At 59.9% G+C, this 19,213-nt stretch carries 18 protein-coding genes; 10 read left to right on the forward strand and 8 right to left on the reverse strand.

Features of this window, described 5'->3' with window-relative positions:
* Positions 1-134 precede the first annotated feature (134 nt).
* Positions 135-1,058: an AraC family transcriptional regulator gene (locus tag P2T68_RS16130; protein WP_024075850.1), complete on the forward strand. Its 924-nt coding sequence runs from the start codon at positions 135-137 to the stop codon at positions 1,056-1,058.
* Here P2T68_RS16130 and P2T68_RS16135 read toward each other — a convergent pair.
* Together P2T68_RS16135 and proP are read right to left on the reverse strand one after the other, a co-directional pair.
* Positions 1,033-1,539, reverse strand: a complete 507-nt coding sequence (locus P2T68_RS16135) for a GAF domain-containing protein (RefSeq protein ID WP_024075849.1) — start codon at positions 1,537-1,539, stop codon at positions 1,033-1,035. The two genes, P2T68_RS16130 and P2T68_RS16135, sit on opposite strands and share 26 nt — an antisense overlap.
* Before the next feature lie 56 nt (positions 1,540-1,595).
* A complete protein-coding gene (gene proP, locus P2T68_RS16140; protein WP_024075848.1) occupies positions 1,596-3,098 on the reverse strand; it encodes a glycine betaine/L-proline transporter ProP in 1,503 nt (500 codons plus the stop codon).
* 525 nt (positions 3,099-3,623) lie between these two features.
* Here proP and P2T68_RS16145 point away from each other — a divergent pair.
* Both P2T68_RS16145 and P2T68_RS16150 read left to right on the forward strand, forming a co-directional pair.
* Positions 3,624-4,145: a GNAT family N-acetyltransferase gene (locus P2T68_RS16145; protein ID WP_069075822.1), complete on the forward strand. Its 522-nt coding sequence runs from the start codon at positions 3,624-3,626 to the stop codon at positions 4,143-4,145.
* A 153-nt stretch (positions 4,146-4,298) separates the two neighbouring features.
* Entirely contained in the window at positions 4,299-5,702 is a 1,404-nt protein-coding gene (locus P2T68_RS16150) for an MFS transporter (RefSeq protein ID WP_024075846.1), read from the forward strand.
* Between the two features lie 34 nt (positions 5,703-5,736).
* On the opposite strand, the gene P2T68_RS16155 is transcribed toward P2T68_RS16150, so the two are convergent.
* Positions 5,737-6,657: a helix-turn-helix domain-containing GNAT family N-acetyltransferase gene (locus tag P2T68_RS16155; protein WP_277379587.1), complete on the reverse strand. Its 921-nt coding sequence runs from the start codon at positions 6,655-6,657 to the stop codon at positions 5,737-5,739.
* Between the two features lie 209 nt (positions 6,658-6,866).
* Between P2T68_RS16155 and P2T68_RS16160 the strand changes: the two genes are divergently transcribed.
* From P2T68_RS16160 to P2T68_RS16175, 4 genes are all read left to right on the forward strand, one after another.
* The gene (locus tag P2T68_RS16160) at positions 6,867-7,583 is read left to right on the forward strand and encodes a YafY family protein (RefSeq protein ID WP_150295009.1); all 717 of its coding nucleotides are present in this window, start codon (positions 6,867-6,869) and stop codon (positions 7,581-7,583) included.
* Between the two features lie 50 nt (positions 7,584-7,633).
* The gene (locus P2T68_RS16165; protein ID WP_024075843.1) at positions 7,634-7,975 is read left to right on the forward strand and encodes a nuclear transport factor 2 family protein; all 342 of its coding nucleotides are present in this window, start codon (positions 7,634-7,636) and stop codon (positions 7,973-7,975) included.
* Between the two features lie 15 nt (positions 7,976-7,990).
* Positions 7,991-9,097 carry a cell division protein ZapE gene (gene zapE / locus P2T68_RS16170; RefSeq protein WP_277379588.1) on the forward strand — a complete coding sequence of 369 codons (1,107 nt, stop codon included), beginning with the start codon at positions 7,991-7,993 and terminating at the stop codon, positions 9,095-9,097.
* Between the two features lie 173 nt (positions 9,098-9,270).
* The gene (locus P2T68_RS16175) at positions 9,271-9,762 is read left to right on the forward strand and encodes a GNAT family N-acetyltransferase (protein WP_024075841.1); all 492 of its coding nucleotides are present in this window, start codon (positions 9,271-9,273) and stop codon (positions 9,760-9,762) included.
* Between the two features lie 100 nt (positions 9,763-9,862).
* Here P2T68_RS16175 and P2T68_RS16180 read toward each other — a convergent pair whose 3' ends face one another.
* The 4 genes from P2T68_RS16180 to P2T68_RS16195 form a co-directional block, all read right to left on the reverse strand.
* Positions 9,863-10,084: a hypothetical protein gene (locus P2T68_RS16180; RefSeq protein WP_024075840.1), complete on the reverse strand. Its 222-nt coding sequence runs from the start codon at positions 10,082-10,084 to the stop codon at positions 9,863-9,865.
* 145 nt (positions 10,085-10,229) lie between these two features.
* The gene (locus P2T68_RS16185) at positions 10,230-12,467 is read right to left on the reverse strand and encodes a TonB-dependent siderophore receptor (protein ID WP_277379589.1); all 2,238 of its coding nucleotides are present in this window, start codon (positions 12,465-12,467) and stop codon (positions 10,230-10,232) included.
* Between the two features lie 130 nt (positions 12,468-12,597).
* Positions 12,598-14,340 (reverse strand): phosphoethanolamine transferase CptA, encoded by a 1,743-nt coding sequence (locus P2T68_RS16190; RefSeq protein ID WP_024075838.1) that lies wholly within the window; start codon positions 14,338-14,340, stop codon positions 12,598-12,600.
* A 471-nt stretch (positions 14,341-14,811) separates the two neighbouring features.
* Positions 14,812-14,985 carry a DUF6026 family protein gene (locus P2T68_RS16195; RefSeq protein WP_024075837.1) on the reverse strand — a complete coding sequence of 58 codons (174 nt, stop codon included), beginning with the start codon at positions 14,983-14,985 and terminating at the stop codon, positions 14,812-14,814.
* Positions 14,986-15,254: 269 nt separating this feature from the next.
* On the opposite strand from P2T68_RS16195, the gene gnd reads away from it, so the two are divergent.
* Genes gnd through P2T68_RS16210 form a run of 3 tightly spaced genes read left to right on the forward strand, consistent with a single transcriptional unit; the run spans position 15,255 to position 18,609 of the window.
* Positions 15,255-16,238, forward strand: a complete 984-nt coding sequence (gene gnd / locus P2T68_RS16200) for a phosphogluconate dehydrogenase (NAD(+)-dependent, decarboxylating) (protein ID WP_024075836.1) — start codon at positions 15,255-15,257, stop codon at positions 16,236-16,238.
* Entirely contained in the window at positions 16,235-17,758 is a 1,524-nt protein-coding gene (gene zwf, locus P2T68_RS16205) for a glucose-6-phosphate dehydrogenase (protein WP_150295002.1), read from the forward strand. Before gnd ends, zwf begins: the two co-directional genes overlap by 4 nt.
* Positions 17,755-18,609, forward strand: coding sequence for an HAD family hydrolase (locus P2T68_RS16210; protein ID WP_277379590.1), 855 nt, complete (start codon positions 17,755-17,757; stop codon positions 18,607-18,609). Before zwf ends, P2T68_RS16210 begins: the two co-directional genes overlap by 4 nt.
* Before the next feature lie 59 nt (positions 18,610-18,668).
* On the opposite strand, the gene P2T68_RS16215 is transcribed toward P2T68_RS16210, so the two are convergent.
* Positions 18,669-18,929, reverse strand: coding sequence for a hypothetical protein (locus P2T68_RS16215; RefSeq protein ID WP_024075833.1), 261 nt, complete (start codon positions 18,927-18,929; stop codon positions 18,669-18,671).
* Positions 18,930-19,213: the final 284 nt, after the last annotated feature.

Raw genomic sequence — 19,213 nt, forward strand, 5'->3', positions numbered from 1 at the left:
TTTTCCCGATGCAGCCCGTGGTCCTGTAGTGCGTTCCACTGGATTACTTGCCTGATCCTCTGAGTTTTGAGGTTTGTCGGGGACGCCCAACAGCTGGCGCGCTACAGTTCCGAGACGAAAGCAAAGAGCCTGTCATGACGATCAATCATTCCCTCCTGGCGACGCTGGTGCAGTCCATCGGCTCGCGTATCTCGACACCCGGCGACTACGCCATGCCGATCCCGGGCCTGGGGTTTTATCGACGTGAGCATCCTTCGGCGCCAGTGGTGTGCATGGTCGAGCCCAGCGTCATCCTCGTGGCCCAGGGCGAGAAACAGCTGTGGGTCGGCGGCGAGGGGTACCCGTATGACACGTCCCGTTTCCTGCTCACTTCCCTGGACATCCCGGCCAATTCGCAAGTGCGGGTCGCCAGTCCCGCTAACCCTTGCCTGGGGCTGACGTTCCAGTTGGACCTGCGCGTATTGACCGAACTGATCGCCCAGAGTGAGCTGCCGCCGCTGCGTGAACCCGCGGTGATGAAGGGGGTTGGGATTGGCGCGATCACCGACGGGATGCTTGCATCCTTTGCGCGCCTGGTGGCGCTGCTCGATGAGCCGGAAGCGATACCGGTTCTGGCCCCGCTGATCAGCCGTGAAATTCATTACCGGCTGCTCAAGAGCGACCAGGCGGTTCGGCTGCGCCAGATCTGTGCGGTTGACGGGCAGGGCTATCGAATCGCCAAGGCCGTCGACTGGCTGAAGCTCAACTACGACGCGACGCTGCGTATAGAGGAACTGGCGGCGCGCGTGCAGATGAGCGCCGCCACCTTTCACCATCACTTCCGCCAACTGACGGCGATGAGCCCGTTGCAGTACCAGAAGTGGTTGCGCTTGAACGAGGCGCGACGATTGATGTTGAACGAGCACCAGGATGTCTCCCGTGCAGCGTTCAAGGTGGGTTATGAAAGCCCGTCCCAGTTCAGCCGCGAATACAGCCGCCTGTTTGGCGCGCCACCCAAGCGAGACATTGCCGCGTTGCGCGGCAAGTCAGAGATCAATGCTCAGTCGTCGTCAAGTTAGCGTAGAAGATGCAGCCGATCAGGCGGGCGAACAGGCTGAGGGTTTCCGGCAGGTTGGGGTCATCGAACAGCATTGCCCTCGAATCCAGTGCGCACAGCGCGCCGAACAGGCGGCCGTCGGGGAGGAAAATCGGTGCGCCAGCGTAGCTCTCGATGGCGTATTGCTTGACCACCGGGCGTGCGGCAAAGCGGCCGTTCTGGCTGACTTGCGGGATGAACAAGGTATGGGGGTTGATACAGAACTCACTGCACAGGGTGGTTTCCAGGTCGAGCACGTCATCGACATGGATGCCCATGTCGAGGGGGTCGTGCACGGAGCAGACGATCCATTCCAGGTCGGTGAATTTGGCGATGCCGGCGAAGCGCATGCCCGTCAGGCGGGTAACCAGTTGCAGGATGCTGGTGGTGGCTTCTATTTCGGCGATGGCAGCGCGTTCATCGGCGCTGAGTAACGCGTGTGTAGCAGTGACGCTTGGAACCATGCTCAACACTCCAATCCAATGGCGTGGCGACCCCGGTCGCCACGCGCGATAAGGTCTTAATTAATGCGCGGATGCTGCTGCACGAGGTTCTGGCGCTTGGCTTCCAGCTCGGCGATCTCGGCGTCGATGTCTTCGATTTTCTGCTCGATATTGTCGTGGTGCTCTTGCAGCAGCTCCTTGGCTTCTGCCATGTCGGAAGCCGCTGGTGCCGCGCCGCGCAGGGGTTTGTTGGCGGTTTCCTTCATGGTCAGGCCGGTGACCAGGCCCACCACGGCAAATACCATCAGGTAATAGGCGGGCATGTACAGGTCGTTGGTGCTTTCCACCAGCCAGGCCACGGCGGTCGGCGTTACGCCGGCGATCAATACCGAGACGTTGAACGCGCTGGCCAGGGCGCTGTAGCGCAGGTGGGTGGGGAACATCGCAGGCAGGGTCGAGGCCATCACGCCGATGAAGAAGTTAAGCACGATGGCCAGGATCAGCAAGCCGCTGAAGATCAGGCCGATCTTGCCGCTGGTGATCAGCATGAACGCCGGGATCGAGAGAAACAGCAGGCCGATGCTGCCCGCGATGATGAACGGCTTGCGCCCGACCTTGTCGCTGATAAAGCCAATGAACGGCTGCACGAACAGCATGCCGACCATGATCGCGATGATGATCAGCACGCCGCTGTTTTCTTTGTAATGCAGGTTATGGGACAGGTAGCTGGGCATGTAGGTGAGCAGCATGTAGTACGTCACGTTGGTCGCCGCGACGATCCCGATGCAGGTCAGCAGGCTGCGCCAATGCTGGGTGGCGATTTCCTTGAAGGACACCTTGGGGCCATGGGTCAGGCCTTCGCGGTCGCCCTGTTCGAGCTTATCGACATGTTGTTGGAAGGCAGGGGTTTCTTCCAGTGCATGGCGCAGGTACAGGCCGATGAGGCCCAGGGGCAGGGCGAGAAAGAACGGCAAGCGCCAGCCCCAGGACTCGAAGTCGGCTTCGCCGAGGACGCTGGAGATCAGTACAACCACACCTGCGCCGAGGACAAAACCGGCGATGGAACCAAAGTCCAGCCAGCTGCCGAGGAAGCCGCGCTTGCGGTCGGGCGCGTATTCGGCAACGAAAATCGATGCGCCGGTGTATTCACCGCCTACCGAGAACCCTTGGGCCATCTTGCACAACAGCAGCAGGATCGGTGCCCAGATGCCAATCGAGGCATAACCGGGAATCAAGCCGATGGCGAAGGTGCTCAACGACATGATCACGATGGTGGCGGCGAGGACTTTTTGTCGCCCGTATTTGTCCCCCAGCGCGCCGAAGAACAGGCCACCGAGGGGGCGAATCAGGAAGGGCACGGAGAAGGTGGCCAGGGCAGCGATCATTTGGACGCTGGGGGAGGCGTCGGGGAAGAACACCTTGCCGAGCACATAGGCAACAAACCCATAGACACCAAAGTCGAACCATTCCATGGCGTTACCCAATGCCGCGGCGGTGATCGCCTTGCGCATCTTGGCGTCGTCGACGATGGTGATGTCTTTCAAACCGATGGGTTTGACGCTTTTCTTACGTAATTTCATGCGGGCCACTCTAAAACAGAACAGGGGAGGTGCCATCGTTGCGATGGCACCGCTCTGTCAGTTCAGATATAAGCGGACACGAAATAATTCACCGTTATTTACGTTTTTTTGCCTGGGGCGCAATTTGCCTGCAATCGCCAGGATTTTCGGGGGAGGCGCTTCCCCAGTGCCGAGCGGACCAGTTGTGGTGAGCGCGCCTGTTGTGGCGAGCGGGCTTGCCCTAATGCCGTTCAGTTAAGGCTTTTTTGTAGGAGCGAGCTTGCTCGCGAAAAACTCACAGGCGCCGCGTTCACTCAGGAAACACGCGTTATCGTTGACGTTTTTCGCGAGCAAGCTCGCTCCTACAGAAGGCGATGTACTCTTAACTGAACGGCATTAGGGCTTGCCCCGCGTTGGGCTGCGCAGCAGCCCCCATCAGCACAACGGTTAAACATCAGGTACGCCGAGGCGCCTGGTTTTGGGGCTGCTTCACAGCCCAACGCGGGGCAAGCCCGCTCGCCACAGTTTTGAAGAGGACTGATCCCGATGCCCGCCACCACTTCCCGTCTTGTCTACCGTCAGCCACTGCCTGGGGACGTGCAGCGATTGTTTGCGATCTTCGGCGATTCCCAAACCAACCTCTTCAATCCCGCCGGGCCCATGCCCAGCCTGTCCGCTGCCCAACACCTGCTCGACCACTGGATCGCACAGTGGGCCACCCACGGCTATGGCTGGTGGGCGATTGCCCATCGGCAAGCCCCGGAGCACATCATCGGCTTCGGCGGTATTGCGCCGTTCAACTACCTCACGCAACCGCGCATCAACCTGGGCTATCGCTTCGCCGTGGAAGCCTGGGGGCAGGGCTATGCCACAGAGTTGGCACGCGATGCCCTGGCGCTGGCGTTTGACACCCTCGGTTTACCGGAGGTGTTCGGCCTGGTGCGGCCCGACCACGCGGCGTCGATCCGTGTGCTGGAGAAGGTCGGCATGCAGCCATTCGGTGTGCTCGATGATGTGCCCGGCAAAGCGCCGAGCCGGGTGATGCGCGTTTGTTGTCCTACAACATAGCTGCGTTGACGTTTTTCACCCCCGCGCGATAGCCCACCAAAGCCTCAATATTTCACATTGACAGCGGAAAGGCAGCCCGATATAAAAGCCACAGTTGTACGACGACATATGACGTTACATGTGTCCTACCTAACAAAAATAAAAAGTGATGCCATGAACTTGATCGAGCCCATCAACGCCCAGCGCGTTGGCCAAGCTGTAGGCAACTATCGCTGGACCATCTGCGCGATGCTGTTCTTCGCCACCACCGTCAATTACCTCGACCGCCAGGTGCTCAGCCTGTTGGCGCCGCAGTTGTCCACGCAATTCGGCTGGAGCAACACCGACTACGCCAACATTGCGGCGGTGTTTCAGTTTGTCTATGCGATTTCCATGCTGTTTGCCGGGCGGTTCGTCGACAAGATCGGCACCAAGGCGGCGTACGTGATCGCGATTGCGATCTGGTCCACCGGCGCCATCATGCATGCGTTCTCGGTACCGATGGGTGAGGGGATTGCTGCCGTGAGCGGGGCGATCGGCCTGGCGGTGATCCCGGTCTCCATCGCTGGCTTCATGCTGTCGCGCGCGGTATTGGCGATTGGCGAAGCGGGTAACTTTCCGATTGCGATCAAGGCCACTGCCGAGTATTTCCCAAAGAAAGAGCGCTCCCTGGCCACCGGCATTTTCAACTCGGGCGCCAACGTCGGCGCGATCCTGGCACCGATTTGCGTGCCGCTGATCGCCGGGATGTGGGGGTGGGAAGCGGCCTTTATGGTCATCGGCATGCTCGGCTTCGTCTGGGTCGCGGTGTGGGCAGCGGTCTACGAAAAGCCGGAGCAGCAAAAACGCCTGTCTGCCGAGGAGCTGGCGTACATTCGCAGCGACCAGACGGTGCAGCCATTCCCCCCGGCAATGGCGGGCGCGGTCGAGAAGAAAGTCTCATGGTTCAAGTTGCTCACCTACCGCCAGACCTGGGCGTTTGCCTTTGGCAAGTTCATGACCGACGGCGTGTGGTGGTTCTTCCTGTTCTGGTTGCCCACCTACCTGTCGGCGCAATACGGCATGAAAGGCGCCGATATCGTCATGCCGCTGGCAGTGCTGTACAGCATGACCATGGTCGGCAGCATCGGCGGCGGCTGGTTCCCCAGCTACTTCATGGCCCGTGGCGACGCGCCCTATGACGGGCGGATGAAAGCCATGCTGGTGATCGCGTTGTTCCCGCTGGTGGTATTGCTGGCACAGCCCCTGGGCTATATCAGCTTCTGGGTGCCGGTGTTGTTGATTGGTGTGGGCGCCTCGGCGCACCAGGCGTGGTCGTGCAATATCTTCACCACCGTGTCCGACATGTTCCCGCAGAAAACCGTGGCGTCGGTGGTCGGCATTGGCGGCATGGCCGGTGGCCTGGGCGGGGTGGTGATGACCAAGATCGGGGGCTGGGTGTTCGATTACTACAAGTCCATCGGCGATATCCACACCGGCTACATGATCATGTTCGCGATCTGCGCGCTGGCTTACCTGGTGGCCTGGAGCGTGATGAAGACGCTGGTGCCGCGCCACAAGGAAATCACCGACCTGTAAAAGGGCCAGGGCCTGGGTTCTCCAGGCCCTTTTTTTACAGTGCGCGGGCCCAGGTCTGGCTGACCAGGGCCTTGCCAAAACTGAGGGTAGGTTCCTCTTCCTCCAGCTCGAAACCGGCTTTCTGGTAGAGCCTGCGCGCATCGGTCAGCGCGCTCATGGTCCACAACATCATGCGCGTGTAGCCGGCATCGCGGGCAAAGCGCAGGCATTCATCGACCAGGCGCTGGCCGATACCCAGGCCCCTGGCGCTGGCGTCGACGTAGAGCATGCGCAGTTGGGCGGTGCTGTCGTCATGACGCACCACGAATACCGAACCCACCACCGCGCCATCCTTTTCGGCGATCCAGCAGCGCTCACGCGTTGGGTCGAACTCGCGCAGGTACTTGGCGACGATCTCCGCCACCAGTGCTTCGAACTCCCAGTTCCATTGGTATTCCCGCGCATACAAGGCCGATTGCTGCTGCACCACCAAGCCCATGTCGCCTGGCTGCGGGTCACGCAGCAGGTAGCTCGGCGGGGTGCCTTGCAACAAGGATTGAATGCGCTGCATGGCGGCGGTCAGTTGCTGTTGTTGTGGCTCAGGCAGGGCTTGCAGCAGGGCAATGACTTCGTCCTGGGTCTGTTGCTCCAGGGGCGCCAGCACGGAGCGGCCTTGTTCGGTGAGGTGCAATTGCACGGCGCGCGCGTCGGTGGGTGAGCGGAGCTTTTGGATCAAGCCTTGCTTTTCGAAACCGCTGGTCAACCGGCTCAGGTAGCCCGCATCCAGGCTGAGCATCTGGCACAGGTCGGCGCTGGTCAGGTCGCCGCGCGACGACAGCTCATACAGCACCCGGATCTCGGTGAGGGAATAGTCGCTTTGCAGCAGGTGCTCCTGCAGTACGCCGATCTGATGGGTATAGAAACGATTGAAGCCGCGCACGATGCCGGCGCGTTCGACAAGCAAGGATGTGGACATGGCGCATGCTCTTATGGTTGCCTGAGTCAATAATATTGTTGCTTCAGGCAACCATGTCAAACACTTTAAAGAACGAAGCTCATCAGGGCGGTCACACCGGCTTCTCACGTGGGCCCGTGGTGTGATGAGGCGCTTTTTACTCCTGACATTTTCTGGCAGGGCGCTCTGCTAAGCTGCTGCACATTTTTCCTTTTGCCGGCGGGATCAACGTGTCGCGTACCACTCGTCTACTGTCTTTGCTCCAGGCCCTGCGAGGCAAGAAACGCCCGGTGACCGCGGCTGTGCTCGCCGCACAGTTGGAGGTGTCCGAGCGCACCTTGTATCGCGATATCGCCGCTTTGACTGCCTTGGGCGCGCCGATCTTCGGGGAGGCGGGCGTCGGGTATGTGTTGCGCAGTGGCTTGTTTCTACCGCCCTTGATGCTGAACGCCGAGGAAACCGAAGCCATCGTGCTCGGCCTGCGTTATGTGGATCAGCGTGGCGATGATGTGCTCAGCCGCGCCGCGGCCAACGCCCTGGCAAAAATTGCCGATGTGCTGGACCCCGCCGCCCAGGAGGCGTTGCGCAACCCGACGCTGCTGCCGGGGCCGCCAGGGTTTGGTTATCCGGAAAACCGCGTACCGTTGAATGTGTTTCGCGAGGCCATTCGCAACCAGGCCAAGCTGCATATCGATTACGCGGATGCCAGCCAGACCCAGAGTCAACGCCTGATCTGGCCTTTAGCCCTGGGTTTTCTCAATGAGGTGCGGGTGATCGTGGCCTGGTGCGAACTGCGGGGCGCGTATCGCACCTTTCGGACCGACCGTGTCGCCACCGCGCAAGCCCGTGGCGAGCGCTACCCGGGGCGACGCAGTGACTGGCTGCGCGCCTGGCGTAAATTGCTGGAACAGAATGACACCGGGCCATTCACTCCTGACAAAAACTGACACGACCCTGGCTTAGCATGGCCCCACAACCACTCAGAAGGAGCTGTGCCATGTCCGGTCACCATTCACTGCTGGCCCCGGCCATCGTTGCCTATCTCGCCGCGACCAACAGCGGTGACACCTCGACCGTCGCCGATTGTTTTGCCGACGATGCCCACGTGTTCGATGAGGGCGAGCATCAGGTCGGTCCTGCTGCCATCGCCCGCTGGATGGAAGACACCGGGCGGCGCTACGAGCCGCGGGTCGAGGTGCTCAACGTACAGCACCGCACCGGCAAGGTGCTGGTCAGCAACAGTGTCTCGGGCAATTTCCCTGGCAGCCCGCTGGCGTTGCGCTACACCTTTCGCCTGAACGAGCAGGGCAAGATTTCACGGCTGGATATCTCTGTGTAAGTCATACTGGCGCGCATGACTTTCGACTCGCCTCTCGCCGCTTATCAACATGCCATCGCCCAGCAGGGCTTCGTTGCCGATGACGCCCAGCGCCAGGCAGTGGATGCCCTGCAAGCCTGTCACGAAGCCCTGCACCGGGGCCACCCACCGATCACCGGGGTGTATCTATGGGGGCCGGTGGGCCGGGGCAAAACCTGGTTGATGGACCAGTTCTACCACAGCCTGCGTGTACCCGCGCGGCGCCAGCATTTCCATCACTTCATGGGCTGGGTGCATCAGCGCTTGTTCCAGCTCTCCGGCATTCCCGACCCGTTGCAGGCCCTGGCCCGTGAACTGGGCCGGGAGGTGCGGGTGCTGTGCTTCGACGAGTTATTCGTCAGCGACATTGGTGATGCGATCATCCTTGGCCGCCTGTTCCAGGTCATGTTCGAGGAGGGGGTGGTCATGGTCTGCACCTCAAACCAGCCGCCCGACCAACTGTATGCAGACGGTTTCAATCGTGAGCGTTTCCTGCCAGGTATCGAGGCCATCAAGCAGCATATGCGCGTGGTGGCGGTGGACGGTGGCGAGGATCATCGACTGCATCCGGGTGTGGGTGTGCAGCGTTATTGGGTCAACCAACCGGAGGCGTTGGCCACGCTGTTCAAACAACTGAGCCAGGGGCAACGGGTGAGCAGTGGGGCGGTCAGCGTTGGGCACCGCTCGATTGTGGCTGTGCAGGCCAGTGACACCGTGCTGTGGTGCCGCTATGCCGACCTGTGCGAACAACCCCTGGCCGCCATGGACTTCATGCTGCTGTGCGACCGTTTCAAAGCGATTTTGCTGGGGGAGGTGCCCAACCTCAGTGCGCAAAGGCGCCCTGGCCGGATTGCCCGTGGCACCGAGGACGCTGCCCAGCGCGTGGTGGCCGGGGATCGCGAATTGCCTGAGCTCTCGGTACACGATGACAGCGTGCGCAGATTTATCGCGCTGGTGGATGAATGCTACGACCGCAAGGTGCCGTTATTCATCGAAGCCAAGGTCCCGTTGGCAAGCCTCTACACCGAAGGCTACCTGGAGTTTCCGTTCCGTCGCACCCTGAGCCGATTGGAGGAAATGCAATTACAGCGTTTTGGCGTATGAGCGTACGAAAAAGGCCCTGGAATGACCTGGCAACCTATTTTGATCGGTATAACCTTCGCGTTTTCAGGCAGGTATTTGTAGTTAATCTCCTTCATCTATTACCGGCGCCATGCTTACAATCGTGCCCTTCGGAGGGAGCTGAATTCCCTTTTTGTTTTTGATTGAGGAAGGAAATGGACACCCCTGACATTCTGGTGCTGCAAGCCAGCTACACCAATCCCGTGCATGCCGATGCCATTGGTCGTGTGCTCAACCACTATGCAGAAGACCCTATGGGGGGCGGGCACAGCCTGCCGTCGGACTTGCTGCGCCAACTCCCGGCGGAACTGGCGAAACGCCCCCATGCTTTTAGCGTGTTGGCGTTTGTCGGTGGCGAACCGGCCGGGTTGGTGAACTGTTTTGAAGGGTTTTCCACGTTCGCCTGCCGTCCATTGGTCAATGTTCACGACGTGGTGGTGATGAATCCATTTCGTGGCCTGGGGCTGAGCCAGAAGATGCTGCACAAGGTCGAGGAAATCGCTCGCCAGCGCGGCTGCTGCAAGATCACCCTGGAAGTGCTGGAGGGCAATGCCGTGGCCCAGTCGGCCTACCGCAAGTTCGGTTTTGACGACTCGGTGTTCGATCCGGCCCATGGGCGCATGTTGTTCTGGAACAAGCCGCTGTAATAAATAACCGTCGAAAAAAAAGGCGCCATCAAATGGCGCCTATTAAACCTTTGCCAACGGAGCGGAATGGCACAGGGTGTTGCGGATAAGTCAGCGTTAATTAACTCTTTGATTGTGGCTCGGCCGTTTTTTGTTCGGCAGAGTCGATTTTTAATGTCTTGCCGTCGGCGACTTCCGTTTGTTCGGCGGTGCCGTGGAGTTTTTGCTGGACGAAACTGAAGTCGTTGTAAAACGCCTTCGAACGCTCTGAGCCGCCTTCTGCGAATGCGGCGGCGGAGGTCAGGGTCATCAGGCTGGCAAGCATCAGGGTGGAGAGTTTCATGGCAGTGTTCCCGTTAAGAGTGATCGGTATCCGCTCTGTCCTTGATCAGATTCATGGGGCGAGTGTGGAGTGATCTTATTAAGTGGGAATTAACGCGGAACTGCCCCCGAAGTTAACATTTTCGTTAACTTCGGGTTAAAAAGTCTTACAGTCTCCAGTCCAATGCCAAGGTGATCGAGCGGGGTTCGCCCCAATACACGCCATTATAAAAGCCGACGCGCTCGTAATATCTTTCATCAAATAAATTGTTGACGTTAACTGACGCCGAAACATGTTCGTCGAATTGATAACGAGACATCAGATTGACCACGGTATAAGCCTGCTGTGTGATCTTCGTTGATTCGGTGATCAGGTAGCCGTCCGCGTCGCGACCGCCGATCGGACGGTCGGCAAATGCGTAGAAGTCGCTTTGCCAGTTCACCGCACCGCCCACCGTCAATCCGCGCCATTCGCCCGGCAGGCGATAGGTGCTGGACAGCTTCAACAGGTTCATCGGCTGGTCAGTATTGCTGCGCTGTTTGTCGCCGTTGAGCGAATGGGTGTAGGTGTAGCCCGCCGTGAGGTTCCAGTCCGGCATGACCTCGCCCGACACTTCAACTTCAAAGCCTTGCACCTGGTTGCCCTTGCCGCCGGATGTGTAGAACTGCTCGCCCGTTTCCCGGTCGGGCTCGGCGCTGTTGTCCAACTCGGCCACGTTGTCCTGGGTACTCCAGAAGTAGGCGGCGGCCAGGTTCAAGCGCTCGTCCAGCAGGCTGCCCTTGAGTCCCACCTCGTAATTGCTGCCCACCACCGGCTCCAGGTACTTGCGGCTGGCGTCGCGCTCATCCTGTGGGTTGAAGATATCGGTGTAGCTGGCGTAAAGCGTGTACTGCGAGGTGATGTCGTAGAGCAGCCCCGCATACGGGGTCAACATGTCGTTGTGAGTCTGGCGGGTCTTGGGGGCTCGGGTCAGTTGGTTGTTGGCATCGTATTCTGGCGCGACGCTTTCGATTTCCCAACTGCCATAGCGGCTGCCCAGCACGGCGTGCAACTTGTCGGTCAGGCTCAGGCGAGTGGCCAGGTAGCCGGCTTTCTGCTGTTTGCTGGAGTGGGAGCCTTTGAGCCCGGTGGTGCGGTCGGGAAATTTGGCGATACCGCCCATGTGTTGCCAATCAGGGATGGTGACGTAATCGGCGGGAGAGCGATTGCGTTGGAAGGGCGAAGTGTCGCGCTGCTGCGACTCGCCATATCCCACCATCAATTCATGCTCGCGGCCCAGCAGCGAATAGGCGCCGGCCAGGTTGAAATCCACCACGTCCATTTTCGAGGTGCCGACCATCTGGTTGGTCCAGGCGGTCATGCCGCTGCCATCGGCATTAGGGAATCCCGCGCCACCGTAATACACCTTGCCATCGGTGTCGCTCTGGCGGTGGGTGTAGGCGGCCTTGAGGCGCCAGTCGGCGGACAGCTTGTGATCGATGGATGCGAAGGTGGTCTGGTCCTTCAGTGGCCAGGAACTCCAATCGGCGGCCATATTGGCCGAGCGTGGCAGCCGAGCTTTACCACCGTCACTGTTCCAGTAAGGCAGGGTGCCCCAGGAGGTACCTTGCACATGCTTGTTCTGATAATCGAACCCGACCGCCACCACGGTATCGTCCGTCAAATCGGCCTCGAGGATCCCGTAGCCCACTTCCCGTTGCAGCGCGTAATTGTCGCGAAAGGATTGGCTGTCGCGGTAGGCCATGACGCTACGCCCGCGCAGGCGCCCATCAAAGCCCAGCGGACCGCCGACGTCCAGATAGCTGTAGTAATTGTCATGGCTGGCGCCGCTGACACCGGCCCTGGCCTGCCATTGCGCGGTCGGGCGCTTACGGATCATGTTCACGGTGGCTGAGGGATCGCCCGCGCCGGTGGTCAAGCCGGTGGCGCCGCGTACCACTTCGATACGGTCGTAAATGATGGTGTCGGCGTCGGACTTCATGCGCCCGAACGTGTTGAGCATGCCATCCACCTGGAAATTATTGATGGAATAGCCCCGGGAGGAATAACCGGCACGGTCGGAATCCAGGTGCTGCACCGTGACCCCGGTGGTCTGGCGCAGGGCGTCGGTCAGGGTATTGAGATTGAAGTCATCCATTTGCTGGCGGGTGATCACCGAAATGGATTGAGGGGTTTCCTTGATCGATAGGTTCAGCCGCGTGGCGGTGCTCATCGAACCGGTGGTGTAGGCCCCGGTGTGCTCGGTAGTGGCCCCCAGGCCTTCGGCGGTGACGCGGGTGCTGCCCAGCTCCAACGCGGTGGCGGGCGTTTGCTCGGGGTCGTTTTCAGCCAGCAGGTCGGGGCTCAGTCCGATACTGAACAGGCCGAGGGTGAAGGTCATGGAACGGGTGAGAGGCGCGAACATCGCGGAAGACTCCTTGTCGTCTTTGAAGCCTTCCCAGTAAGAAAAGGCCTTGGCTCAAAGACGAAAGGAGGCGTGAAACTTTAGGCTTAAACGAGAATGATTGTTATCGTCGCTGGGGCGACGCTGGTGGTCACTTCGCTACGACTTCTGCCCCGTCAGCTTTCTTTGGCTTGATCAGGCTGAAGTCGATCAAGGCTTTCTGCTGGCGCTCGTAAGGGTTGCCGATCAGCAGCGGGCGCGGCTTGAAACTGTCGCTGACCAGGCTTTTGCTGCGGTCCAGCTCGTCGAAACTCAGCCCGGCCAGGTCTGCCCAGGTATGAATCAACTGCGAGCTGCTATAGGGGCGCTGCAGGTCGCCGGCAAAACTCCAGTCGTGGGTTTCGCGCCACTTGGGAGAGGCGTAGGCCATGAACGGGATGGTGTACATCGGTGCGGTGGGTTTGCCTTCGTTGCGCCCCAGGGTGCTGTGGCCGGCGGAGTCGAAGACGTCTTCACCGTGGTCGGACAGGTACAGCAAGAAGCCGTTGGGGTCGGTCTTGGCGTAGCTCTTGATCAGGCTGGAGACCACGAAGTCGTTGTACAGCACGGCGTTGTCATAGCTGTTGTAGGTGGGCAGCTGGGCGTCGCTGATGCCTGCCGGAACCCCCTGGCGATCGGTGAATTTGTCGAAGGTCGGCGGATAACGGTACTGATAGCTCATGTGCGTGCCCAGCAGGTGCACCACGATGAACTTGCGCTCGGCCGGGTCGGCCATGGCCTTGGCGAATGGCTCCAGTACGTCGCCGTCATACTGGCGGGCGTTCTGGTTGCGGTTGTTGTTGAGGTACACCTGCTCGTCGGCCTGTTCGGAAAAGGTCGTGAGCATGGTGTTGCGCTTGGTCATGGTCTGCTGGTTGGTGATCCAGTAGGTCTTGTAGCCCGCCTGTTTCATCATGCTGACGATCGACGGCGTCTTGAGGTACAGGTCCGGGTTTTCTTCGTCGGCGAAGGTCAGCACCTGTTGCAGCGCTTCGATGGTGTAGGGGCGCGGGGTGATGACGTTGTCGAATACCGCCAGTTGGTCGCGCAGCTTGTCCAGCTCGGGCGTGGTGTTGCGCGGGTAGCCATAGAGGCTCATGCGCTGGCGGTTGGTGGACTCGCCGATCACCAATACCAGGGTCGAGGGTTGGTTGGCCATGCTGTCCTTGAGGTTCTTCAAGGGCGGAATCTGGCTGGCGCTGGTGAGCATGCCCTGCATGTTGTCGAGCTGCTCGGTGTAGCGACGATAGGCCACGATCATCTGCCACGGCACGGCCGGTTCGACGCGGGTTTCAAAGCGGTCGATGGCCTGTTCCATGTTGTCGCTCGTGGCGATCTGCTTGACCAGCGGGTAGCCCACGACGGCCAGCACAATTGCCGTCGCCGCCAGTATCGATTGACCACGGGGCAGGTACACCGGGCGCAGGCGCGTCCACAGGAACACGGCCAGGGCGGTATGGGCGATGAACGCCAGCACGATCCACCAGGCAAAATATTGGGTCGCGTATTCACCGGCTTCAGAGATGTTCGACTCGAACATGATGAAGATGACGCTTTGGGAGAATTCCTGCTGGTAGATGAAGAAATAACCCAGGCTGGCCATGGAGCAGGCCCACAGCACCACACCGATCAACGCGGCGAGCAGGCGGGTGCGGCGCGGGAATAACAACATCGGCGCGAGCCACAGTGCGCTCATGAAGAAGGCTTGGCGAAAGCCGCTGAAACCGGAGGTGCCGGTCAGTTGTATGAGGAGTTGGGTAATACCCGAGAAGTACCAGAAAAACAGAAACAACCAGCCAAGGCCGGCCCAATCAAAGCCTTTCGCAGACTTGGTGCTGCGTTTGAACATCGCCATCCAGCGCTCCAGCAAACTTAAATTCAATCATCGGTTAGCAGTACCCGCACGGGTTTTCATCCGCAGACCGGACATTCATCGGGCGCAGTATCGACAGTCGTGTGTGAAAAGTTTGTGAGTTTAAGACGCGGTGTTTGCCCCTCTCGAGCCCGGTACTGATCCAGGCGCCGCTGGCTGATCTGCCGCGTTTCGCGGTGAGGCTCGACATTTGGGCGTGGACGGATAAGACCGCCCGCTGCAAAGGGCCGGAATTGATCGAGGGATTCGAACGGCGGGTGGAGAAGCGCTTCCACTCAGGACGCCGGGGTGTGAGGACCTTGGGCAAAGGGCATTTGAAGTTGGCGGGCCTCAGGTACGAGACCGGTTGTGACGACCAACTTCGCGAAGCGCAGAGCCGATGGCGGTTATCGCCAGCAGTGGTATCCGGGAGCGAGAGGCACAGCGGTTTTTACCCCTGTATGCCCGCTGGGCTCAGCCGTGGGCGGGGGCTGCCAGTGCGACGGCGCTGGGGCCTTGCAATTGCATCTGCAACTGCGCGACTTGCATCAGCAGTTGATCGCGTTCGTCCTTCAGTTGGCGCAACTCATCGCGGCGGATGGTGACGTAGAGGGTCTGTGCCGGGCGGTTCATCTGTGCTGTGCTCATTGCTTACCTCGCAAATAGCCGGTAGATCGCGACGCCAGAACGCTTGATTCGAGGTTCTCGGCATCAGTCGGAAGCAATTCTGAATTCTTTTTCGTATCAAGGGAACTTTTTTATTTTTGATGGTCGTGTGACTTTTGTCGGCGTGATGGTGAAACGATGGCTACTTTTTTGTCATGAAACTACCGCCATCCGCGCTGGACTAACCCTCAATAGCTTCATTGCGCTATAAACTAGGCACACATTTTTTGAGTAGTTAGGAGCATCAGCACATGCAACTGGGGATTATCGGACTAGGCCGCATGGGCGGGAATATTGCACGGCGCCTGATGCTCAATGGGCATACCACCGTTGTTTACGACCGTAACGAAGCATTTGTCAAAGGCTTGAGCGAGGAGGGCGCCACCGGCGTCGCCGACTTGAAAGCCCTGGTTGCCGGGCTGCAAAAGCCTCGCGCCGTTTGGGTCATGTTGCCGGCAGGCGACCCCACTGAAAACACCATCAATGAGTTGAGCGAACTGCTGGAAGACGGTGATGTGATCATCGACGGCGGCAACACCAACTATAAGGACGATGTTCGTCGCGCCAAGACGTTGTCGGAAAAAGGCCTGCACTATGTCGACGTCGGCACGTCCGGCGGCGTCTGGGGGCTGGAGCGCGGTTACTGCATGATGATCGGTGGCGACACCGAGACCGTGCAGCGACTCGACCCGATCTTCGCCAGCCTGGCGCCGGGCCTGGGCAATATCCCGCGCACCAAGGACCGCTCCGCTGCCGCTGACCCCCGCGCCGAGCATGGCTATATCCATGCGGGCCCTGCGGGTTCCGGGCACTTCGTCAAGATGATCCACAACGGCATCGAGTACGGGATGATGCAGGCGTTTGCCGAAGGGTTTGACATTCTCAAGACCAAGAACTCGGAAAACCTGCCGCAAGACCAGCGCTTTGACCTGAACGTTGCCGATATCGCCGAAGTCTGGCGCCGTGGCAGCGTGGTGTCGTCCTGGTTGCTGGACCTGACCGCCGATGCCCTGGCCACCGACCCGAAACTCGACGGCTACTCCGGCTCCGTTGCCGACAGTGGCGAAGGCCGCTGGACCATCGAGGCCGCCATGGAGCAAGCCGTGCCGGTGCCGGTGCTGTCCACGTCGCTGTTCGCGCGTTTCCGTTCCCGCCAGCAGAGCACCTACGGTGACAAGATGCTGTCTGCCATGCGCTTCGGCTTTGGTGGTCATGTGGAGACTTCCAAAAAATGACCGCCAACGGCAAAAAAACCAAGGCCGAACCCGCTCCTCCCACCACCCTGTTTCTGTTTGGCGCCCACGGCGACCTGGTCAAGCGCCTGCTCATGCCGGCGCTGTACAACCTCAGCCGTGACGGCCTGCTGGGCGATGGCCTGCGCATTGTCGGCGTTGATCACAACGCCATCAGCGATGCCGACTTCGCCAAGAAACTCGAGGACTTCATTCGCACCGAAGCTGCCGGGAAGGTCAGGGGTAGCGCCGACAATGCCCTGGACCCAAAACTGTGGGCGCAGCTGGCCAAGGGCATCAGCTACGTCGAGGGCGACTTCCTCGACGACAGCACCTACGCCGACATCGGCAAGAAGATCGCCGACAGTGGCACCGGCAACGCGGTGTTCTACCTGGCCACCGCGCCGCGCTTCTTCAGTGAAGTGGTGCAGCGCCTGGGCAGTGCCGGCTTGTTGACGGAAACCGATGACAGCTTCCGCCGCGTGGTGATCGAAAAGCCCTTTGGCTCCGACCTGGCCACTGCCGAAGCGCTGAATGCCAGCCTGCTCAAAGTGATGAGCGAGAAGCAGATCTATCGCATCGACCATTACCTGGGCAAGGAGACGGTGCAGAACATCTTGATCAGTCGTTTCTCCAACGTGCTGTTCGAAGCGTTCTGGAACAACCATTACATCGACCACGTGCAGATCACCGCGGCGGAAACGGTGGGCGTGGAAACCCGGGGTAATTTCTTCGAAAAAACCGGCACCTTGCGCGATATGGTGCCCAACCATCTGTTCCAGTTGCTGGCGATGGTGGCCATGGAGCCACCTGCGGCGTTTGGCGCCGATGCAGTACGGGGCGAGAAGGCCAAGGTGATCGGGGCTGTACGCCCCTGGTCCCTGGAAGATGCGCGGGCCAATTCGGTGCGCGGGCAATACACCGCCGGTGAGATCGGTGGCAAGGCGCTGCCCGGCTACCGCGAGGAAGCCAACGTGGCGCCCGACAGCAGCACCGAGACGTTTGTCGCCCTCAAGGTGATGATCGACAACTGGCGTTGGGTCGGCGTGCCGTTCTACCTGCGTACCGGCAAGCGCATGAGCATTCGCGACACCGAGATCGTGATCTGCTTCAAGCCGGCGCCGTATGCACAGTTTCGCGATACCGAGGTCGATGAGCTCAAGCCCACCTACCTGAAGATCCAGATCCAGCCCAATGAAGGCATGTGGTTCGACCTGCTGGCTAAAAGGCCCGGGCCGACATTGGACATGGCCAATATCGAGTTGGGTTTTGCCTACGAGGACTTCTTCGAGATGCAACCGTCGACCGGTTACGAAACCTTGATCTACGACTGCATGACCGGAGACCAGACCTTGTTCCAGCGCGCCGACAACATCGAAAACGGCTGGCGTGCGGTGCAGCCGTTTCTCGATGCGTGGAAAGAGGACGACGGGATCCAGGCCTACAAGGCCGGTGAAGATGGTCCGGCGGCGGCCGATGCGTTGCTGGCCCGCGATGGCCGTGCCTGGCATTCGCTCGGATGAGTGACGCAGCGATCCATCCCGTCCGGTTTGTATTGAGTGATATGGACGGCACCTTGCTGCGTCCTGATCACACCCCGACCCAGCGCACCCTCGACACGGTGCGTGCCTTGCGCGCTGCCGGGGTACTGTTCAGCCTGGCCAGCGGACGCCCGCCCAAGGCGATGTTGCAGATGATCGAAGCGTTCGGCATCGACGTGCCCGTGGCCGGCTTCAATGGCGGCACGTTGGTCAACCCTGATGGCACTGTGCTGGTGGCGCATTATTTACCCGCGGAGGCGGCGCTGGTGACGTTGGCGCTGTTTTCCGGGGTGCCGGACGTGGAAGTCTGGGTGTTTGCCGACAGTGAATGGCTGCGGCGCGATCCGTCCGGCCCCATGGTAGCGGTGGAAGCTGCTGGTTTGGGGTATGGGCCGCGAGTGGTCGAGAGTTTTGAGCCGTACCTGGATCGGGTCGACAAGATCGTCGCCGCCAGCCGCAACGCGCCATTGCTGGTGGAACTTGAAGCGCAATTGCAGCCCAAGGTGCAGGGGCTGGCCCAGGTATCGCGTTCGCAACCGATCTACCTGGATGTGACGGCGATGAAGGCCAACAAGGGTGAAGCCTTGAAGACCCTGGCGGCGCACCTCGGGGTGCCGCTGGAGCAGACGGCGGTCATCGGCGACGGCGGCAACGACCCGGCGATGTTTCAGGTGGCGGGGTTGTCGATTGCCATGGGGCAGGCTGAAGAAAGCGTCAAGCGCCAGGCCAATGTTGTCACCGGCAGTAATCTCGAAGACGGTGCAGCCGAAGCGATCGAACGGTTTATTCTTGCGGCGCAGTCAGGGCGAAAAGTTAAACCGCCTGTACTCTAACAGCGAACTTCCGATCATTGTTTTGCAATGGGGCAATGATCGGAAGTTGCCGCGCCGATTTACTTGGGCATTGCCCAGGACTGTAACTGGTAGCCATCTTTGTCGAGTTCGGCGCGGGCTTGCAACAACAAGTCTTCCAGTTGTGCCGGGTCGGTGTAGGCACTCGACGACAGCTGTTTGCGGCCGATACGTTTGTTGGTGCGGTCGACGACGCTCAGGCTGAGGGCGCCATTGCCATCGTGCCAGGCCACACACTGAAAGGGCTGGAAAGCACGGTCTGCGATCAAAAGAGCTTCGTTGATGCGGAGCGGGGCGTTCATGTGGGTCTTCTCTCTCATTGCCCATTCAATTAAGTGCCGGCGGTTGGGCAGTCCGTGCGGCGGTTACTTGTACTGATGCACGATGATGGGGTACGGGTCACATGTTAGAGCAACAATTTTCAACTTTCCCTGATTGAAGTCATGTAAGCGGCTGTTTTGAAAGCGCAATGTAAGTCTCCAGGCGAAGCAACTTTTTACCCGGAATCGCAGGCAGATGGCTTTTTGCCCGCACTTATAGCGAAATGGTACAAGCGCCGCGTCAATACCTTGCTAGTGTTACCGCC

Origin of the sequence: Pseudomonas sp. G11, from assembly GCF_029457515.1 — a bacterium.
GTDB classification, from domain to species: Bacteria; Pseudomonadota; Gammaproteobacteria; order Pseudomonadales; family Pseudomonadaceae; genus Aquipseudomonas; species Aquipseudomonas gorinensis.